Source organism: Nocardia sp. NPDC050412 (assembly GCF_044458825.1).
In the GTDB taxonomy this organism is placed as follows: domain Bacteria; phylum Actinomycetota; class Actinomycetes; order Mycobacteriales; family Mycobacteriaceae; genus Nocardia.
Window position 1 is genome coordinate 18,839 of sequence record NZ_JBITIJ010000030.1, and the last position, 19,851, is coordinate 38,689.

Genomic DNA, 19,851 nt, shown 5'->3' on the forward strand with positions numbered 1-19,851 from the left:
GGTGCCGAGATCGGTCGGCTACCGATGCACGGTAGCCGGCGGGGCGCCGATCGGCGCTCTTTCTACAAGAAACTTATCCTCTCATTCTTAGAGAACAAAGTTCTCAGTAGCGTGGATGCACCCAATCGTGTGTCAGCGAAATTGTGTGATATCACGGATCGAGGCGCCGGGCATCGCAGCAAGGCATGGACGGCGCCTCTGGGCAGGCCTGATCCCGTGTCAACGGCACGCGCCCGCCCCCAGATCGCTGTTGTCAGCACGGGGGCACCGATCTATCATCACGGAAATGTAATTCGCATTTGCGGATGACACACTCTCCCATTTTCGGAAATATGATTCTTTCTCATGACTGATGCAGAGCGCGGCATCGGGCCGCCCGCAGAATCCGTGCCGTTCACCGCGAGGTGGGGTATCCGGACCCGGATACTGTTGATCGCACTCATCCCAAGTTTGACCCTGATGTCGATAGGTGGTGGCGCCGCAACTTTTTTGGTGCGGCACGGACAACAGGCGCAAAACTTCGCGGAAATCCTCGGCGATTCCATGGCCAACAACCAGGCAATGGCTTCCGCCGTCGAGCAAGAGCGCTTGTTGACGGTATGGCAGCTCGCGGTCGCAGATCCGGATCCGGTGGGGCTCGTCACCGCACGGCAGCATCTCGACGACGCTCTGCGCGCGCTCGGATCCAATATGCCGGCACTGCAAAGCACGGGTGCGAACGAGCTGCAGCAGCAGCTCAGTGACTTCAACATGTTGCGATCACAGTTGCTGAGCATCCGCGACAAAGTGGACTCGAGCACGATGCCGATATCGGACGTCTATACGTTTTACACCGCGATGCTGTCCGGCTTCGATCGCAGCGGCACCGCGCTCATCGAGAACAACGCCCCCACTGTCAGCGCCGCCGTCGAGATGGCCAACAGTCTCCAAATGCTGCGTGCGGTCGAGGCGATGTCGCGCAGCAGTGCACTCACCGCTGCCGTCCTCAACGAAACAGCTCTCCTGCCGCCGTCGCTGACCACCGAATTGCGAAATCTCGTCGGCTTTTACCACACCTATTTCGAACAGATGGCGAACCAGTCGACGGACGTAGGGCTCCAGGCGAAAGCGATCATCGATACCCCTGACTGGCATCGCCTGAGCACAATGGAAGACGCCATCATCCATCCGGTTCGGACCAAGACGGCAACGACGTCCCCATCGCCGCTGAACGCCCGCGAGTGGCGCGACGCCGCGACCGAAGTGAACAAGCGGCTGATGGAACTATGGGGCAGCCATGTCGCGCAGTCGCTGGATCGTGCCGCACAGACGGCCAGTCGGGACGCGAAGAACTCAGCGATCGCCGGAGGCGGAGTATTCGGCCTCGCGATCGCGGCCTTCCTAGTAGCGCTGTGGCTCGCGAACCGACTCATCGGACGGCTGCGGCGGCTGCGTGTGGAAACACTCGCACTGACCCAGGTTCGGCTGCCCGAAACCATGAGTCGTCTCGCCACCGGCGCGGACCTGGACGCGGATACCGAAGCAGCACGACTGGATTTCGGCCGCGACGAACTCGGCTCGGTGGCCACGGCGTTCAACCATGCCCACACCGCCGCCGTCGGCGCCGCGATCACCGCGGCTCGGACCCAAGCGGGCGTGCGCGCGGTCTTCCTGAATATCGCGCACCGCAGCCAGATGGTGGTACACCGGCAGCTGGAGCTCCTCGATGCGGCCGAGTCGCGGCAGGAGGATCCAGCGCTGTTGAAGGTCTTCTTCCAGCTCGATCACCTGGCTACGCGAGAGCGCCGCAATGCCGAGAAGCTCATCGTTCTCGCTGGCGGGCAGCCGGTCCGGCAGTGGCGGCGGCCGGTACCGCTGATCGATGTGGTCCGCAGCGCCATCGGCGAAACCGTCGACTACACACGGGTACACACCGGCAGGTTGCCGCAGATTCTGCTGATCGGCGACGTGGTGGCAGACCTCACCCACCTGCTCGCCGAACTGCTCGACAACGCCACGACATTCTCGCCGCCGCAATCGCATGTCCGCGTCACCGGCAATCCAGCGGGCAAGGGCGTGATCCTGGAAATCACTGACCAGGGCATAGGTATGGCCGCCGACGAGCTCGAGTGGGCCAACGGGATGCTGCGCACACCGCCGGACTTCAGTGTCACGTCACTGTCGGAGAGCTCACGGCTCGGACTGTTCGTCGTCGCGCAACTCGGCGCGCGGCACAATATCTCGACAAAGCTGTCCGAATCGGACTACGGCGGTATCCGGGCGATCGTGCTCATCCCGCTCGCGCTGGTCGCCACCGATCTTTCGATTGCCAATCCCGATCATTTGTCCGACCGAGTTACGAGTTATCGTCCGGAACCAACCACGACTGGTGAAGTACCGGTCACCGATATCACCGCCGCCCCGCTCCCCATCGCACCCACGTCCCTGCTGGGGCACGCGCCAACGAAATACCCGCACCATCACGCAACCGAATCGATAGCGCCCGGAAGCACCGATCCGAGGCCAGCGCTGCCTCGGCGGCGCCGACAAGCCAGTCTCACGCCCGAGTTGGCGCAACACCGCAGCCCCGAACCCGAAGCTGCACCGCACCATGCCCGATCCGCCGAGAGCGCGCGAGATCTCATGTCCGCCATCGAGATCGGGACGAAGCGGGGCCGTCAAGCCACCCAGGACCATAACCCCACCGGTACGAACCCGGCCATCGTGACATCGGATGAACAGGAAGGCGAAGGTGACCTCTTCCAACACAGGTGATCTCGACTGGCTGGACGGTCGAACCGGACAAATTCCTCGACTGCCATGACATTCTTCGGGCATTCCTTGTTCGACGAAGAGGCGGGGCCGCTGGTCCGCCCATACGCGGTGACGCGGGGCCGGACCACCGGGCCGGGACGGAACCTGGACATGCTGACACTGGTCGTGACAGCGCCCGATCCGCCGGAGCTGCGACGAGCGGAGCCGGAATACGCGGAAATCATTCGGATGTGCCGGGTCGCGCAGTCGGTGGCCGAGGTGTCGGCCATCCTTGCCTTGCCTTTGGCGGTGACGAAAATACTGGTCGGCGATCTGATCGACGAAGGGCAGTTGCACTTCCGGACACCCAAACCCACCGACGAAGGCTCCAGCGATGTCACCGTCTTGCAAGCAATACTCGATGGAATCCGAAAGCTGTAGAACACTGTGCCTGAAATGATGTCCGCGGCCACGCGGGCGGCTTCGGTCAAAATCCTTATCGCTGGCGGTTTCGGCGTCGGCAAAACAACCATGGTTGCCTCGATCAGCGAGGTCGCGCCGCTGCACACCGAGGAACTGATCACCAAATTGTCCACCGGCATCGACGATCTGTCGGGCGTGGAGGCAAAGGCGACGACTACCGTCGCGCTGGACTTCGGCCGCATCACCATCAATCAGAACCTGGTGCTGTATCTGTTCGGCACCCCAGGCCAGGACCGATTCTGATTCCTGTGGGACGAGATGGCCCGTGGCGCGCTCGGCGCGGTGGTCATCGCCTACACCCAGCGGCTTCCGAACTCCTTTGCCGCGATCGATTATTTCGAAGGCCGCGGACTATCCTTTGCGATCGCGGTCAACTGTTTTGACGGTACCGCCATCTACACCATCGATTCGGTCTACAACGCGCTCGATCTGGACCGCCACTTCCCTATAGTGCTCTACGATGCCCGACCGCGAATCCTGCAAGATGGTGCTACTAGCACCTACTCGATCAGACGATGTACCGGACCGCGAGGTGATCGGTTTCGGCGCACCGGGTATGCGAAAGGCGACCATTCCCAAGGCGAGCTAGACCACGGGCAGCCGTAGCGCAGTCAGTGGGATCAGTGCACGGACCAACGCGGCGACCGCCATCGCCGCGATGCTCAACTGGCACAACGAGATCTGCCCCGCGAAACCAGCGGGCGGTAAGAAATGATGCCGACTACAATCGAGCCCTTGAAGGTCATCGGGCGACGGTGGCCCGCATCTCCGCACCGGTTCTGGTCCGGTACAACAGGATTCGCAAGACCAAGGCCACCACGATCGGACGATCATCGTGAGTGCCTGACGCCAGGTGATCGTCATCGCCCCGATTGGACGGGCCGCTGCTCGGCGAAGAACCTCGGCAACAAGCGCGAGATATCCGGACAAATCCATTGGGCGGTTATGATGAGGCCGCTGAGTAGGGCTTACCGTCATGACCAATTTTTCAGCGTCACCGAACCTCTTCTCAAACCCACTTCTACCGCTCCGGGAAACACTATTGTTACCCTATGAGAATTAGATTCTCGCACCAACTTGAACGGAAGCCGATATGAGACTGGTTCCCACCGCAATCGGCTATCTGCGGAGCGATGTTTCCGGCATACGGCAAAACCTGGGACGAGACCCAGATCCGACGCTTGGCAGCGCGGCTCGGGTATAACCTCGCCAAGATAATGGCAATCAGCGACCGCACCCACGATCCGGTGGGGCAGTTGATCGCGGTCGCCAGAAAGGCAGAAGCTGACGCGGTGATCACTCCCTGCGTGACTCATTTCGGCGGCGCGATACCGGCCGAGCTAGGCCGGATCGCAGCAGTTATCACCGTCTCACCGGAGCATGCTTGACCCCCCGGTAGACCTTTCGGCGCTCGGCGGACCACCGCCGAGTACCGAAAGCGCGGCGCTACCCGCAAGCGGTCGACTTACCGCCTTGAAGTGCCATCAATGCGCAGTAGGTAGTCGCCGCGACCTTCCATTGGCCGGCTTCCTGGATAGCCTCACCGGTCTGGTCCGGCAGCACTGGGTTACCGCCCATCAGCAGCGTATAGGTGACATCGGCATGGCCGGCGCCGGTGAGTTTCACCGCCGACACGGTGACCGAGGTGCTCTGCGCCTGCGGATCAGCCGCCTGCCCCTGCAGCAGTGTCAGGAATTCCGACCCCCTCTCAACGCCCGCGGCCCTCTTGTCCGGGGCCGCCTTCCCGTCGAAGAACAGGATGTAGGCATCGCTAATGGCCTTGGTCGTCGCAGCGTCAGCTTGGCCGACAGCAACCGACGACGAGGTCGCCGTCGACGCATTGCTATCGGAACTCTTATCATCGGAGCTACAGCCGGTAACGGCAGCGAATGCAATCGCCGCAATACCACACCAGGCCACGGTTCGGCGGACAACGTTATCACGCATAATGATTCCTCTCGGTATGAGAATCGGGGTAGTGTACAAAAACCCTTGTTCGCCGCATACCCTTTTCAGTCGAATGACCATCCGGCTAAAAAGGAGAAATGCGAGACAACAGGCATGTTATCGATCTAGAGATATATACTCGTACAAATTCCACCATTTCCATCGACACTCCGGGCGCCGATTTTACACACTAGGGCGAGCTAATCACATTATCTTCTGCTTCATACTATTGAGCGCCATCATTTACCGGGCGCCCATTCACGCTCAACAGATTCCCATGACCGGTTACATGCACCGACGAATACCGACCGGATTACGACATAGAAGCCTTGGACGATATTTAAGGTCCGGTTGACCGCCCCTCGGCCTGACGCAGCCCGAGCGAACGCATCTCGGCTATCCGCGCCGCCAATGCCCGTGAGTTCTCGTCGAGCTTGTCGCACGGTATCCAAGTTCCCAGGCATGCACTTCGGAGGCGGTACAGAGTGCCTCCGCGCGTGCCTCGGACGGAGCCGTCAACCTGGCCACCCAAGTCCGATATAGGTCCGCCTCGGCGCGGCCGGATCCCTGTTCATGTCGACTACCTCGTAGATCGGTGCTGGCGGGCACTCCTCTGCGATGACATCACAGACCCTCTTCCGCCATAGCCGTCGATCGGAGTCGAACTCCAAAACCATCCAGACCGCCTCCGTTGCCAGCTATCATTGAGCGATATCGCGAGAATAGCATTCTCTTCACGGGAAAGTAGCAGTTCCCATTATGGTTGTTGAAACACACAATGAGCAGCTGGAAACATGACATTCTCCGGTAGAGTCCATCCATGTTCTGCACACATAACTTGGGACAGAGCCGATCGTGACCAGCCTCAGCGAAGAGCCCGCCTGGAAGGAGCGCGCTGTCGAACGCTCGATCCACGACGCGAAACTTCGTGCCGAACAGCGGGTACTGCGATTCCTCGGCGCCGCTCAGGCGATCATCATGGAGAAGGGCACCACCGACTTCACCGTGCAGGAGGTCGTCGATCGTTCCCGCCAGTCGTTGCGCAGCTTCTACCTGCTGTTCGACGGGAAACACGAGCTACTGCTCGCTCTGTTCGAGGATGCGCTCGGCCGCACTGCCGACCAGCTACGAGCCGCCGCCGATGACAAGCCCGACCCGCTGGATCGCCTGCAGGTCACCGTCGAGCTGCTGTTCGAGCTGAGCAAGCCCGACCCTACTGCGCAGCGCCCCCTGTTCACGGATTTCGCGCCGCAGCTGCTGGTCTCCCATCCTGCCCAGGTCAAAGTCGCGCACGCAGCGCTGCTGGCGCTGTTCACCGACCTGATGCAAGAGGCCGAGAAGGCTGGCCAGCTGAGCGAAGACTTCAATCCCCGCCGGATGGCCGCCTTGCTGATGCAGACGGTCATGTTCACCGCACAATCCGCGGGCAGCACAGACGACGAGGCGGCGCACCCGATCACCGCGGCGGAAGTCTGGAACTTCTGCGCCCACGGATTCGTCCACGCATAGCGGTATCGGTCGCCCTGTGGGCCACCCGATCACCGCGGCCTTGCACTTCGCACGCGGTGCCCGGTCCGGGCGAGCGGCCGCGCGCCGCAACCGGTATCGCTCACGGCGCTATTGGCCGAGAACTCCACCGCCGCGACGAAAGAAGCTGTCCCCGGGCCGAGTCCCCCTGGTCCGCGGAATTGCCGACATCGCCCCGGTCCCGGTTGCCGGCCGAAATCCTGTGGGCTGCCATCCTTTCCGAGGCCGATTGGACGGTTGCGCCGAAACTCTGGCGCAACGCGGATGGCGAAGTCCAGAGATTCCAGATCTAGCAGGATATTGCCACATGCAATAGGGGAGAATATGATTCTCTCAACTAGTCGAAATGATCTCTACTGGACCACTGCGGCGGATCTCACCGACCTCGACGCCGCTAGGGGGCGGCGGTCGGGACGGAGACCGCCACGAGAGGCTGGCTCCCCGTCGAAACCACGATCACGATCACCACCGTAGGTGGTTCCCGTCCGTCGCACGTCGCGGGGAGCCGGGTGCAATTCCTCGCTGGAAAGTAGGTTGCTGCATGTCCGTGTTTGCGCGACATTCACCGGTTATCCCGAAGCGCCGCCGCGAAATGGTGAGCGATCCGCTCGTCGATGATGGTTTCGAGTTCTCGGAATCGGGAGTGCCGACACGGCCGCTGGTGGTGCTGGAACTCGACGATCTATGCGATGCTCCGGCCGAGACGATCGCCAGGACGGCAACGCTCATCGGAGATTCGCTGTCGCTCATCATCGGGGTGCTGAACCGTCCGCCGACCAGGCCCATGGGCCCGGTTCTCGCCGCAACCACCCTGACATTGACCGATCTACCGGTGGCCGATCTCCTGCACCAGGTTATACCGGTCGAGGACATCAACGCCGCCCTCGCGACGCTGCGTGCGGCGGTTGCCCGGTCGCCACGAGCAGCACTCGCGTGTGGCCAATTGCTGCGCCAAACCACCAAGCTGGACACCACGCAAGCCCTGGCAGCGGAGGCTGCCGTCTACTCGATGCTGCTCGCCGGTCCGGAGTTCGCCCGATGGCTCGCCGAACGTGGACCCGCCCGCCCGCGACCCCGTACCGACCGGGCTTTGGTTCGGCTACACCGCACCGACGGACACCTCTCGATCATGCTGGACCACCCGCAGCGCCGCAACGCGCTGAGCATGCGGCTGCGTGAGGAGTTACTGGCCGCTGCGCAGGTGGCGGCCGCCGACCCGAGCATCACATCAGTCGAACTGAGCGGTGCCGGACCGGCCTTCTGCAGCGGCGGCGATCTGGACGAGTTCGGCTGTGCAACCGACTTGGTCGCGGGGTATCTGGTGCGGCTGGACCGTGCGCCATGGCGAGTGCTCGACCGCATCGCCGGTCACCTGGTCGCGTGCGTAAACGGGGCCTGTATCGGCCCGGGCGCCGAGATGGCCGCGTTCGCGGGCACGGTCGCCGCCACCCCGGACGCGTTCTTCTGTTTTCCGGAAGTGCACATGGGCCTGGTGCCAGGTGCGGGCGGGACGGTCAGCGTGCCGAGCCGCATCGGCCGATGGCGGGCGGCTTGGCTCATGCTGACCGGGCAGCGGCTGTCCGTGCCGACGGCGCTGCGCTGGGGTCTGGTTGACCGGCTGACCGATGCGAGGGGCTGAGGTGCAGCTCGGTCGCAAGGCAGACGAGCCCGGGCCACATCGACACATGCCATCGTCGGACTGAGTACGGATTTAGCTGGTGCGCGGCGCGGTCGAGCATGCCGATCACGACCGGCCGACCGCGATGCGAATGATCCTCCGACTGCCCCGGCGCGCCTGCCCGGTTCCCGAATCACCTCACTCGGCACTTTGCGTCGAAGTCCGCGTCCAGGTCACGAGCTTCTCCACGGTACGGTCGCGGAATATAATCCTCTCAATATTCGGAAAGTATCTTCGCATCAAAAGAATCAATAGCGCCGCATCGAGGAGCACAGTCGACACCACGTGCAGCGCAGCCGAAGCCTGAACCAGGCAACTCCAGCAGGCCAAGGTCGCCGCACGCCAGGCGGCATTGACTTCAGTCTGGAACTTCTGCACCGCCGGATTGTCCACACAGTGTGGGAGAATACAATTCTCCCGCAGAAAGAATATCGATTACAATCGGAAATATGCCCGACCTGTGGAGTGACCTACTCGCTTGTCTCGATCTTCGTCACTGCCCACCATCCGGTGCCACCGATCGGCGTGAAGGGTCGGCCGAACCCGGAACCGCCCTAGTCGCATTCGAGGGACCAAATCTGCCGTTGAGCTACCACCGCCTCTTTGGTGGGCAAATTCTCGGGCAGCTCATCCGTGCGGCCGGACTCGCCTACCCGGACAAGACCGTCAAATCCGTGCACGCGATTTTCGCCAAGGAGGGTCGGCACGAGGAGCCCGTCCGGTACGAGGTGGCCTGCCATCACCAGGGCCGCGCATTCGCGACGCTGACGATCATCGCAAAGCAGCGCACAGCCGTGGTCGCCAGCGCCTCGGTATCCATGCACATCACCGAAGGCGGCCCGCTCCATCAAACCAGTGCCGATATCGCGCCCATACTGCCGCCCGAACATCAGGTCACGTTCGACTTGCTGCCGTGGAAAACCCGCCCCGCCGCAGACCTGAACGCCACGGCGTCGGCCGCGTCAGAGTACGAATTGCCGATGCGTAACCCGGAGGTCAGCCGTGAACTGGCGTCCATTCTGACCGCGTACGCCACCGATTTGAACCTCCTCGGCACCGCGTCACCGCCGGTGGACGGCGTGAGCCAGCAAGGCAACGGCACCGACTTCGATTCCGCCGTGACCTCCCACACCCTCTGGTTCCATCGCCCATTCGGCACTGCGGACTGGCTACTGTTACGCCAGCACAGCCCCGTGCTGACGGACGGCCGCCGCTTCGGCCGCGGCGATGTCTTCACTGCGGACGGCACCCTCGTCGCGTCCTATGCCCAGGAAGGGTTAACGCGATTCGAACCGGACGCGATGCCAAATATTTCGGCAACGCACCGCACCGAGCAGACAGTGTGAGAGCCGCCGAAACCGGCCGGACAGATTCTTTCCGTCGCAGAGTGAGTGCGCTGATGTTCAATCGGTGTCACCGCAGGCCGCATCGTCGGCTTCTGCCTCGGCAGCAGCCATGCGCAACACCGTCTCGGTGGTAGGACACAGCAAAGATCCGCCGCCGTATAGGCGGCGTGGCGGCCGACCGCAACAGCAGCAGCGAGGTCGTCCAAGTCGGAGCGGTGCGCAGGCGGATTTGCGCAAGAGACATGATCGGGCCCGCGCGCCCAGTCCAACGGGCAGTCGTATACGCGGCGGCGAGCTTCTGACCGCTTCAATCAATTCGCCGATGCCCGTACCAGTGATGCCACGATGGTGTGGATCGGCAGCCCGGTTTCGATGTGCAACTCCCTCGCACGGTCTGCTCACGCCCACGCGATCGGCCTTGTTGACAACAATGATGTCGGCAAACCCGAGCAGACCGGGCCTTGGTTGCCTGAATCGCGTTCGGACGCACTGGCAGCGCAGCGGCGAGCCTGCTGACGCCGCGCTCAGACCGGGCGGACCAGACGGAGATGGCACGCTGGGCGCTGCGGCAAACCCGGCGCTGACCCAGCAGATGAGACCGGCTCTCGCTTACCGCAGTAGATACCGAGCGCATCCAGCGCCGTAGCGCCGGATGCGCTCATTTGGTCACTTGAGCATGCCTCCGGCATCCACCGGCAGCGCGACGCCCGTGATGTAGCGCGCCTCGTCGGAAGCCAGGAACAAGACGGCGTTGGTGACGTCCTCGGCCTCGACCCACGGGATTGGCAGCACGTGCATGAACTGGGAGACGGCCTTGAAGTCGTCCACTGTTGGGTGCTTCAGATCCGGTCGGAACATGCGATAGGTGCTCTCGTTCAGCAACATCGGCGTCGCCACCTGGGTAGGGCAGATGGTGTTGACGCGAATGTTCTTGTCGCCCAGCTCCATTGCCAATGTGCGCATTATGCCGATGACGCCATGTTTGGCACTGATGTAGTGCCCGATGTTCGGGCCGCCCCGCAAACCACCCACCGAGCTGGTCAAGATGATCGACCCGCCGTTACCGGCGGCGATCATGTGCGGGACCGATACCCTGGTGGTGAGCCAGACACCAGTCTGGTTGACGTCGATCATGTCGCGCCAGGTCTTTTCGCTCATCTCGTCCATCCGGGCGCCATCGCTGGCCAGACCGGCATTGGCCAGGACGATGTCCAGTCGGCCGAATTGTTTGACTCCCTCGTCTACCACAGCTTGCATGGCGTCGAAGTCACGCACGTCCGCTTCGACGGCAAGGATCCGCCCTCCGAGTGCCTTCACCTGGTCTACCGTTTCGGCCAGGTCATCCGGCGTCGACATCGCGATATTGACGCCGTCGAGCTGTTTACACACGTCGACAGCGATGATGTCGGCGCCCTCCCGCGCCAACCGCAGCGCGTGACTGCGACCCTGGCCACGGGCTGCGCCCGTAATAAAGGCGACCTTGCCTTCGACTCTTCCGGTCATCTGATGACTCGCTTTCCTGCGTCAGTTATTGGGTGGACGATTGCGGACGCCTCGCAGAATTAGCACAACCATCAGCAGCGCCACTTCCCTTTGGGCATTAGGAGCAGTCTGCTTGCAGTGCGCGGATGGCGGTGATGATCCGTCCGGCATCGGACGCCGAGGTCGCGTTCTGTACGACGTTGATATAATTCGACAGATCAGCTTGTCCCTTGTCGGTATAGACGTTGGACAGCTGGGATTGCAATTCGCCGACGTACTGGTCTCGGGCTGCTTGCCCTTCCTCCGGCGGCAACGACTGCAGCGGCGTGAGCCTACTGACCGCTTCGGACCCGATCGGGGCGAGGACTGCGCAATCCGCTGCGAGACTAGGGTCTTCGGCGTATGCGCTCGGCGCCGCGATACCGGTCAGGGCTGCCGCGGCGGCCAGTACAACGAGACCGAGGATGCTTCGTTTCTTCATCACTATCTCCATTGATCGTGTCATTCATCCGTCGCGCGATCCCTGAATGATTCGCGACGGTAAAAGCTGTTTCTCGATTCAGAGTCGGTTGCCGAGACTGACGTCTCGATTGCGGCTGAGAATGGTTCGTGCACAAATATGGATGACAATTCCTACGTTAAATCTGCCAGGCTGCTCCTTACTCTCGAGTGACAGGCGTGGGCGTCGCGGATCTACACAACACGAGTTCGCCAAAACTGTTGCCCGGAGGCGCTGAGATGGCACACCTCGCTGAGGACGGACGCACGACCACCACCGAATACGAGTCCGTGTCGAACTGATGTATGCGGCCATCGATGAACATCTCGGAGGGCGTTCGCGCGGCGCCGGCATCTTCCTGCTGGCGCATTCGGCCAGCTACGAACTGGCGCTCCGGATGGCCGCCGAGGAGAAGGGAACAGAACTGCTGGGCCTGGAACTCGCTGGTACCGGACGTGCACATCAGCCGAAAAGCACGGGCCCTCCTGGGGGCTGCGCCCCGAGGGGCGACCGGCGGGCCTCGGAGATCTGCTCTGGCAACCGGCTCGGCTGCATCCGCCCGAACTCGTCGGCGGCACCTCAATCGCGTCCTCGGGGGCCCAGACACGAGGCCGTCGTCGCGGTGGACAATTGGGCTGCGCAAGACTTTCCGGAGCGGGCACGGAGGGTGCGGAAACCCGTGCACTTCTCTATCTGCGACCACAAACTCGTGAGGCGCAACGACCACTTGGGTGTCTGCGAATAGCACGGCGTCAACCACACGTTCGACCCCGTACCCGCTCGTGTCCACGCGGCATAGCCGAACGGATCCCACCAGGCGGCGGACCACACCTCGCAGCGAACCTCAGGCGAGCACGAGGTCAGCCGTCGGCGGACGAGGGGTCGACAGCGAACGACTGTGGAGCACCTCGACGGACTCGACCGACTCGACCGACACCGCAGCAGCGGCCAGAGCCTGCGCCTTGAATGTTCGCGCAGCTCTACTGAGCCGATGTTGCACCGATCCGATCCGGCGGCTCAGCTCACTCGGGCAGACCTCGCCAAGCAAAGCAACCTCGGACTGATCGCAATCCAGGATATCCAGCACGCCCCTTCGGACGCGCTCATCGGACTCGTATAGATCCACGGCCACCGCGACAGTGTGCGGTATGGGACTACGCGGTGACGCCAGCGAGCGCTCCAAGTCGAGCACCGTCGCACCGAGGATCTGCAGCGGCCGAACATCGGTGTGGTCGGCGACCAGGACCGTCACGTCCCATCCCGCCATCACACGATCGAAAAGCCATCCTCCGGCATAGCGCACCACTTCGACCGCGCTCGGGGCGACGACCGATAGCCGGTACCTCAATATGTGTCGACGGGCGTGAGCCCGTGAGTGGGCGACCGGCAATACTGCCGGAACACTGCGGTCAGGGGAATCTAAGGATCGAGGAGCCATTAGGTTTCCATTCCATTCAGAAAGGCGATAATTTCTACAGCATTGGCATCGGAGCCAAGGTCAGCGTGGTATATGCCGGCACGTTGTCCATGCCGAATTCCTTCGGCGACAGGTGTCATGGACGATTTAGTTCCTGCCGAGGCGACGGTCGTGCGGCGGAACGTCCAGCCCGAAATTCTCGGTGAGCAGGACGCACACGCCGATGAGTTCGGGCGAGCGCGTAAACCGATCGGCGCCCCTTTCGATCTGCTCGATGATGTCCCCGGACAAATCCACATGCTTCTAGTCATCGGCATCCCAAGCGTCGAGGACAGCATTCCGGCATTGCCATTTGGATTCGAAATGGTGCAGGAGAACTTCTTGGCTTATCACTGACTCCCTGACGATCCGGGCCAGTGGTATCGAGCGCCACCCATCGCCCACCAGCAATCGCAGCTCGCCGCAGCCATCTATCGGCGCATCCAGCAACGAGGTGGCGAATTCTTCGAACGAGGCGTGAATCCTGAGTGCCCAACTGATGTCCGCTCCGACAAAATGACACGGTCACCGCAACCGCGCCGATATCCTCTTCAGTGGTATGGCCTTCGACGTGGCGTACAAGAAGCCTCCTCCACGCAATAGCCATCAATTCAATCAGGCTAGCCAATCGGCTAGCTTCGACAAAACTATAGCCGATCGACTAGGGCGATACAAGAGGATTACAAGCCGATCGGCTACCCTTGTCCCGTGAGCTCCTCATCACGTGCTACCAGCAGAAATCGAGTCTTCGCTACATCGCCACACAGATCCGCACCATCCCAGCGGCGCTCACAATGTTCGCGCAGCACCGTGTCGGCGGAACGTCACCTCAGATGATCGCCCACGCCATCGGTGTCACAAAGGCAGCCGTCTACAACCAAAGAATGACACCACTCTCGCCGTCGCCGAGTACGAATTGGCCGAGCTGGAAGCGGCGGTGGACGCCGCCGAGTCCGAAGAATACGATCTTCAGGCGCGTGTAGCGCTACTCGTGCAAGTGGTCGATCTCTCCTTCGAGCGACACATGGCAAGCACACTGCAAACCGATCCCGTAGTGATTCGGCTCGTTGCCCAGTATGAACTGTTCCAACAACTGATGGAACGCCTTTCTCGGTCCTGGCCGGCAAGGATGCGAGCGCCGAGGCGCGCGTGCCCGCAGCGATACTGGCGGCCGCAATCGGAGGTGCCAGCATCCACCCCATCGTCATGAGCCTGGCGCGGCGTCTCACCGGCTACGGGATCGAGGCCTGGTAGCGTCACCGAAAAATACGGTCGGAGCCGACATAGCCGACCACTCAGTAGAGATACATCACCAGTACCGTTCCCCAGAAGACAACCAACCAGATGTCGGTGGAAAAGCGAAGCCACCGCGGCGCCGTATGCACTTCGGCGAAGTTCTGCAGGATGAGGCGCGTCTTGATCAATCCCATCGTCAACACCGCTATAGTAATTGGCGCGCTGGCGACGATTTGCCCTCCGGTGTCCGAGTGCCCAAGAAGCCACGATATCACCGTTATTACGGACAGGATCCCCCACACGTAGCCGATCCGCGTATTGGTTGCCATAGTAGTCATCGCTTCACCTCACTACATATACGAGCGCGAAGACAACGATCCAGAGCAGATCTACCATATGCCAATACGTGGCTCCGATCTCAACCATTTTCATCCGGCGAAGCCTTGGGTTTCGGAGTTCCGCCAGAACGACCGCCAGTATCACGAGACCGAGCAGGACATGAAACAGGTGAACTCCCGTCAACATGTAGTAGTACATGAAGAAGTGGTTGCTCGGGAGAGTCATGCCCTGGCTGATCTTGGAGGACCATTCGTAGATCTTGATCAGCACGAACAGCACACCACAGAGGCCACCGGCTACAGTAAACATCATCGCATGTTGATATTCACCATTCCGCGCGGCAACCACGGATCTTGCGACACACCATGAGCTGGCCAGTAGTATCAGCGTATTCACGACGCCGATGTTCAGGTCGAGATGTTGTTGCGATTGCAGGAAGAGATCCGGATCCCGATTGCGATCGACCATGAAGATAATAAAATACGACGAGAAGATGATCAGGTCTCCGAGGACGAAAACCCATACTGCCACGTCGCCCGGCAGGTGCGCTTCGGATTTCTGGCCTATGTCACGAGCCTCTGTCGGCGACGAGGCTTCGAGTTCGGACGCCACCGGGTCTGCTTTCGTCATAGTATTGGTCCCATTCTTCCGGGGATTCGGATTTCAACTGGCTGCCACGTCGGCTCCACGTCAGTCCTGAATCTGCTCATCGACAGACTGAAGGTTTATTGTCCGGCGAAGCAATGTGATCATGCATACTTGCCAGCCTGCAAAAATCGCGGTGCCGACCCAGAAACTAATAGATCCGTTCCAGGCGAAAGGTCCGGACTTGAAGACGAACACCGGCGCCGCGAGAATTTCCGTGACAATCATCCATATGGAAATATAGGCGAACCATTTAGGAAAGACATCGTTCTTATCCAAGAAGATCGCGATCGCCAAAACCATGCATTGTGTCGCGAAGCAACCCAGGGAGCCCACGAAGGACAGAAATCCGAGATCGTATAGGAGCGCGATAATCTGCGGATCACGATCGGTGCGGAACGTGGCCGTCAGAAAAAAGAACGCTGGCATCAAACAACCTGGCACCGCACCGACCGCCAATGCTCCAATGTAGGCATAGGCAAATACCGGACTCACCGACATTCGTTTGATCTGAAGAGCGATGAGGCCATTTGCGATGCCCGCGAATCCCATGACGACCATCAGGATCACGAACCCGATCTTGATGGTCGTGGCATGGTCATCGAAGAAGTCGACCATTTGATCCGTGGTCACGTCAGGCCGGGGCGGCGGCATCACCCTGGTGAGAACCACGAAGACCAACCCGAACAGATTGTAGAAGACCGGCAGGGTCCACCAGCAAACCAGCTGGTCGACCTTGCCCCGTTGAGAATAACTCCGCGGATCACCCTCCACCGAGATTGCCGTCGACACCGTATCGGTCATTGCGCAACCCCTACCAACGCTTCCCGAGCCTGCCGCCTGACTGCTGCCAGCACAACGAAGAACATGACGACCAGATAGAGGCTGAATGCACCGATCCGGAGCCAGAAGGATACGATGCCATCCCACGCGAGCGGACCGGTCCGAAAAATGACCGCGAATGCACCGGGTGTCATCGCCATGGCGATCGCAATACTGAAATACGAAACCCATCGTGGAAAGATTGGGGTCGGCTGACGGTCGAGCCAAACGGCCAGCGCAAGGCAGAGATTCAGCACGATGAGCATACCGACTGGAGCAGTGAAGGTGATCCAGGCCAGGTCGTTCAACAGCATAATGAGCTGCGGATTCCGTTCCGGACGGAATGCCGCGACAAGCCAGAAGATGTCTGCGATGGCGAACAGTGTCGCGCCGCTCGTCACCGAGGCAAGATAGCCGTAAGCAAGCACCTGGCTCGGCGTCGCCATGCGCTTCATCTGGATGACGATCACCATGAAAAAGGGAATCAGCATGATCCCGCAGAGATTGTAGGTAATCATGCTGAAACGGATCATGGCTGTATTTTCATTGTAGAAACCAGCCACTTCGACGGCGGTCATCTCGGGCGACATGACCGGCAAGAATCCAGGAAAGGAAAAGAATGCGACGAGCAGAACGGCCCCAAAAAATGGTGCCATCCAGAGACTTATCCACTGCGATCGTAGTTTCGCGCTCTCCGTCGCGCCTTCTGCCTCGATGACAGTTTGCATCACACTCTCCTGGACCACTCGACTAGGGACCTAGACTAGCCGAACGGCTAGCCTCTGACAATCCCCGCTGGCACCAGCCCCATTTCGCGGTAGAAAGCAGACCGAGCGCCCACCCAGTTCCAAACCGATCGGGGAATGCGCCCGAGCCAGCTCGTCGTCGGTGACACCGACCGCACACATTCTTCTAATCCCGACAACCGCTGATCAGGCGTTGACCCTGACTAGCCGATCAGCTAGACCTCATGGGTGAATCGGTCGGCTGGGGGTGACGATCGGTGCCAGTACGCGGTCTCGACACCGACACCTGACCAGACCGTGCTCGTGCCGGCCGGGAGCTGACCGCCCGCGAGACGCTCTGGCTCCGTGGGTCATTCGGTGATCAGAATGAGCTTGCCGCGTGTTCCGGGTTCGAGGATCTTGCGGTGGGCTGCGGATGCGTCGCTCAGGGGCATTGTGTCTCCGACGACCGGTTGGATGACTCCGTTGTTGAGTCCGGCCGCCACGGCCGCGAGGGCGTCAGCGGCTTCTTGCGTGGTGGCGTACCACAGCGCGGTGCCCTGGATGGTGGCTTCTTTGAGCTCTCGTCCATGTACGGGTGCGGGACATCGCGCACTTGCGGAAGGTCATCGATGGGCTCCGCCGGGAGGGGGGCGTCACCGGCACCAAAACGTTGATGGTGCTCGGCTCCTGGACGCGCAGCGCTTGACACGCAGCGCGAAAGGCTAGTCGTGGCAGGCGTGAACTCGGTCAGGTTGAGCCTCTTCTGAACTGAGGGCATCACTTTTCAGTGTGTCCCCCCGTCATGCAAGGCGCGGTGTCGCTCTGGTCGAGGATGCCAGCGGGCGAAGAGCACTGGCACGGGGGTGCCCAGGTTGGGCATGCCGCAAGGACCGCCCTAAGTTCGCGCCCGCACCGGGATGCGCGAACCCCATCGACCACATCCTCGACGAGTAGCGGCAGCGACAACCCTGAAAACAACATGCCGACAGCAACATTCACCTCGGCCACCAACGTCGCCAGCACCAAACCGCCGTCGAGATGCGACATTGAAGTCATTGGTGGATTTCGGGGTCAGCGTGGCTTTGTGGCCGCTGTTTGCCGGACGGGTCTCGATTCGGCATTGAAGGTGCTTGGCGGCGTCCGCCCCACTCACTGCTGCGCCGGGCATGGGGCGGACTGTCGGCAAGGCTACAGCTGCGCCCAAACCGATTTCGTCTGCATGTAGGCCTCGATGCCCTCCCTGCCGAATTCGTGGCCCCAGCCGGACTGCTTGTAGCCGCCGAAGGGCACGCTGTGATCGAAGACCAACTGGCAGTTCAGCGTTACGGTCCCCGCCTGCAGTCGCTTCGCGATGCGATGAGCCCGGCTGAGGTTGTTCGTCCAGGCCGTGGCGGCGAGCCCGTAGGTCGTGTCATTGGCCATGGCCACGGCTTCGTCGTCGTCATCGAATGGCGTGATCGTTACTACGGGCCCGAAGATCTCCTGCTGATACAGCCTCATTCCGGGATCGACATTGGTGAGCACAGTCGGATGAATGAAGTATCCGCGCCGGTCGAGCCGGTGCCCGCCAGTGACCACCTCGACGCCGTCCTGCTTGCCCTCATCGATGAAGCCCATAACGCGCGTGAGCTGCTTGTGGCTGATGAGAGGACCGATATTGCTCCCCTCTTCCTTAGGACCACCCAGCTTCAGTGAATTCGCCACTGTCGCAATGCCTTCTGTGACCTGGTCGTAGACACCGCGCTGAACGAAGATGCGTGATCCGCAAACACATCCTTGTCCGGAGTGCACAAAGATGCCCATCGACGCCATCAGGATGGCCATGTTCAGATCGGCGTCGTCGTAAATAAGCACCGGCGACTTTCCACCGAGTTCCAGCATGACCTTCTTGAGATTGCCAGCGGAGGCCTGCACGATCTGCTTGCCGACTTCGGTCGACCCCGTGAAGGCGATCTTGTCGACATCGGGATGTGCGGTGAGCGCTGCTCCCGCAGTGTGACCGTAGCCGGTCAGGAGATTGACGACACCGTCGGGAACGCCAGCTTCGGTGATGATCCTGTCTAGCAGCAGGGCCGACAGTGGCGTTTCCTCGGCAGGCTTGACCACGGTGCTACACCCTGCGGCGAGTGCTGGTGCGAGCTTGGCACACGCATTGAAGACCGGGCCGTTCCAGGGAAAGATCAGTCCCACTACGCCATAGGGTTCCTTGAGGGTGTAGGCGTGCATATCCGCGTAGGCACCCGAAATCCCGCCGGTCATTTGCACTTCGTGGGCGGTGCCGTTGATCTTGGTGCACCAACCGGCGTAGTAGCGGAAGAACTCGGCGCAGGTCGGAACGATCATCTTCGCCTGCGCCAGTGGCATGCCGGTATTGAGCGAATCGAGTTCAGCGAGGTCGTCGGCGTACTGGTCCATCAGATCGGCTATGCGCCACATGATTTTTGCTCGCTCGCGTCCGGGTAAACCGTGCCAGACACCCGACTCGAAGGCAGCCCGCGCACGCGCCACGGCTTCGTTGACCGCTTCTTCCCCGCAATCGGTGAACTCAGTGATCTGATCTTCGGTCACAGGATCGATGACCGGAATGACCTCACCTGTGCCGGGGCGCTTACGTATTTCGTCCAATATCGACTGCAGTGTCATCGTGGTTCCTTCCTCGTTACCGAGGTCGAGAGCTGGGCATTTGCTTAGCGAGCATCTAACTAGGCTTTTCCGATATTCGGTCAAGACTTACATTCATAGATAAGAGTGGCATTTCCACCACGTGGCGCCGTTACAACCGGAGCTGATGTCCGCGAACGTGGTTTGAGTGTCGCTGAGTCGACTCCCGCTACAGACCGGCCCTTCATGGCGAACCCTCGATGCCGAGCGGATCGGCGGATGACCCGAGTCGGCCCGCCTGCGGTAAGTGCGGGCGACGAGCGCGGAGT

At 61.1% G+C, this 19,851-nt stretch carries 18 protein-coding genes and 2 pseudogenes; 9 read left to right on the plus strand and 11 right to left on the minus strand.

The features are described 5' to 3' along the window. The first annotated feature begins 345 nt into the window (after positions 1-345). From ACIBI6_RS40485 to ACIBI6_RS40500, 4 genes and pseudogenes are all read left to right on the plus strand, one after another. Positions 346-2,754 carry a nitrate- and nitrite sensing domain-containing protein gene (locus tag ACIBI6_RS40485; protein ID WP_329406841.1) on the plus strand — a complete coding sequence of 803 codons (2,409 nt, stop codon included), beginning with the start codon at positions 346-348 and terminating at the stop codon, positions 2,752-2,754. Between the two features lie 45 nt (positions 2,755-2,799). Next, positions 2,800-3,174, plus strand: coding sequence for a DUF742 domain-containing protein (locus ACIBI6_RS40490; protein WP_329406838.1), 375 nt, complete (start codon positions 2,800-2,802; stop codon positions 3,172-3,174). 18 nt (positions 3,175-3,192) lie between these two features. After that, positions 3,193-3,822: pseudogene (locus ACIBI6_RS40495) on the plus strand (GTP-binding protein). A 527-nt stretch (positions 3,823-4,349) separates the two neighbouring features. Continuing rightward, on the plus strand, positions 4,350-4,604 hold the full coding sequence (locus tag ACIBI6_RS40500; RefSeq protein WP_329406836.1) for a hypothetical protein: 255 nt from the start codon (positions 4,350-4,352) through the stop codon (positions 4,602-4,604). Positions 4,605-4,662: 58 nt separating this feature from the next. Here the strand turns inward: ACIBI6_RS40500 and ACIBI6_RS40505 are convergent, their stop codons facing one another. Further along, complete coding sequence (locus ACIBI6_RS40505) at positions 4,663-5,244, minus strand: hypothetical protein (RefSeq protein WP_396960470.1); 582 nt, start codon at positions 5,242-5,244, stop codon at positions 4,663-4,665. Positions 5,245-6,018: 774 nt separating this feature from the next. Here ACIBI6_RS40505 and ACIBI6_RS40510 point away from each other — a divergent pair. Both ACIBI6_RS40510 and ACIBI6_RS40515 read left to right on the plus strand, forming a co-directional pair. Continuing rightward, positions 6,019-6,672, plus strand: coding sequence for a TetR/AcrR family transcriptional regulator (locus tag ACIBI6_RS40510; protein ID WP_329406831.1), 654 nt, complete (start codon positions 6,019-6,021; stop codon positions 6,670-6,672). A gap of 559 nt (positions 6,673-7,231) precedes the next feature. Then, positions 7,232-8,329 carry an enoyl-CoA hydratase/isomerase family protein gene (locus ACIBI6_RS40515; protein WP_329406829.1) on the plus strand — a complete coding sequence of 366 codons (1,098 nt, stop codon included), beginning with the start codon at positions 7,232-7,234 and terminating at the stop codon, positions 8,327-8,329. Between the two features lie 177 nt (positions 8,330-8,506). Here the strand turns inward: ACIBI6_RS40515 and ACIBI6_RS40520 are convergent, their stop codons facing one another. Further along, positions 8,507-8,746 (minus strand): hypothetical protein, encoded by a 240-nt coding sequence (locus ACIBI6_RS40520; protein WP_329406826.1) that lies wholly within the window; start codon positions 8,744-8,746, stop codon positions 8,507-8,509. Positions 8,747-8,817: 71 nt separating this feature from the next. On the opposite strand from ACIBI6_RS40520, the gene ACIBI6_RS40525 reads away from it, so the two are divergent. Continuing rightward, on the plus strand, positions 8,818-9,714 hold the full coding sequence (locus ACIBI6_RS40525) for an acyl-CoA thioesterase domain-containing protein (RefSeq protein ID WP_329406824.1): 897 nt from the start codon (positions 8,818-8,820) through the stop codon (positions 9,712-9,714). Positions 9,715-10,380: 666 nt separating this feature from the next. Here the strand turns inward: ACIBI6_RS40525 and ACIBI6_RS40530 are convergent. From ACIBI6_RS40530 to ACIBI6_RS40540, 3 genes are all read right to left on the minus strand, one after another. Beyond that, a complete protein-coding gene (locus ACIBI6_RS40530) occupies positions 10,381-11,217 on the minus strand; it encodes a mycofactocin-coupled SDR family oxidoreductase (protein WP_329406822.1) in 837 nt (278 codons plus the stop codon). A gap of 97 nt (positions 11,218-11,314) precedes the next feature. Further along, entirely contained in the window at positions 11,315-11,677 is a 363-nt protein-coding gene (locus tag ACIBI6_RS40535; protein WP_329406820.1) for a hypothetical protein, read from the minus strand. 862 nt (positions 11,678-12,539) lie between these two features. Further along, positions 12,540-13,043, minus strand: coding sequence for a hypothetical protein (locus ACIBI6_RS40540; RefSeq protein ID WP_329406818.1), 504 nt, complete (start codon positions 13,041-13,043; stop codon positions 12,540-12,542). A 207-nt stretch (positions 13,044-13,250) separates the two neighbouring features. On the opposite strand from ACIBI6_RS40540, the gene ACIBI6_RS40545 reads away from it, so the two are divergent. Beyond that, positions 13,251-13,508, plus strand: a complete 258-nt coding sequence (locus ACIBI6_RS40545; protein WP_396960474.1) for a hypothetical protein — start codon at positions 13,251-13,253, stop codon at positions 13,506-13,508. A 938-nt stretch (positions 13,509-14,446) separates the two neighbouring features. Here the strand turns inward: ACIBI6_RS40545 and ACIBI6_RS40550 are convergent. The 5 genes from ACIBI6_RS40550 to ACIBI6_RS40570 form a co-directional block, all read right to left on the minus strand. Next, complete coding sequence (locus ACIBI6_RS40550; RefSeq protein ID WP_329406814.1) at positions 14,447-14,725, minus strand: cytochrome C oxidase subunit IV family protein; 279 nt, start codon at positions 14,723-14,725, stop codon at positions 14,447-14,449. A gap of 4 nt (positions 14,726-14,729) precedes the next feature. Further along, positions 14,730-15,356 carry a cytochrome c oxidase subunit 3 family protein gene (locus ACIBI6_RS40555; protein ID WP_329406811.1) on the minus strand — a complete coding sequence of 209 codons (627 nt, stop codon included), beginning with the start codon at positions 15,354-15,356 and terminating at the stop codon, positions 14,730-14,732. A gap of 60 nt (positions 15,357-15,416) precedes the next feature. Further along, positions 15,417-16,175 carry a hypothetical protein gene (locus tag ACIBI6_RS40560; protein ID WP_329406809.1) on the minus strand — a complete coding sequence of 253 codons (759 nt, stop codon included), beginning with the start codon at positions 16,173-16,175 and terminating at the stop codon, positions 15,417-15,419. Then, positions 16,172-16,921, minus strand: a complete 750-nt coding sequence (locus ACIBI6_RS40565) for a hypothetical protein (protein WP_329406808.1) — start codon at positions 16,919-16,921, stop codon at positions 16,172-16,174. The genes ACIBI6_RS40560 and ACIBI6_RS40565 overlap by 4 nt, the downstream gene beginning before the upstream one ends. A gap of 368 nt (positions 16,922-17,289) precedes the next feature. After that, positions 17,290-17,484: a zinc-binding dehydrogenase gene (locus tag ACIBI6_RS40570; RefSeq protein WP_396960480.1), complete on the minus strand. Its 195-nt coding sequence runs from the start codon at positions 17,482-17,484 to the stop codon at positions 17,290-17,292. A gap of 29 nt (positions 17,485-17,513) precedes the next feature. Between ACIBI6_RS40570 and ACIBI6_RS40575 the strand changes: the two are divergent. After that, positions 17,514-17,627: pseudogene (locus tag ACIBI6_RS40575) on the plus strand (Lrp/AsnC family transcriptional regulator); the annotation flags it as partial. Between the two features lie 482 nt (positions 17,628-18,109). Here the strand turns inward: ACIBI6_RS40575 and ACIBI6_RS40580 are convergent. Then, entirely contained in the window at positions 18,110-19,564 is a 1,455-nt protein-coding gene (locus tag ACIBI6_RS40580; RefSeq protein ID WP_329406805.1) for an aldehyde dehydrogenase family protein, read from the minus strand. Between the last annotated feature and the right edge of the window lie 287 nt (positions 19,565-19,851).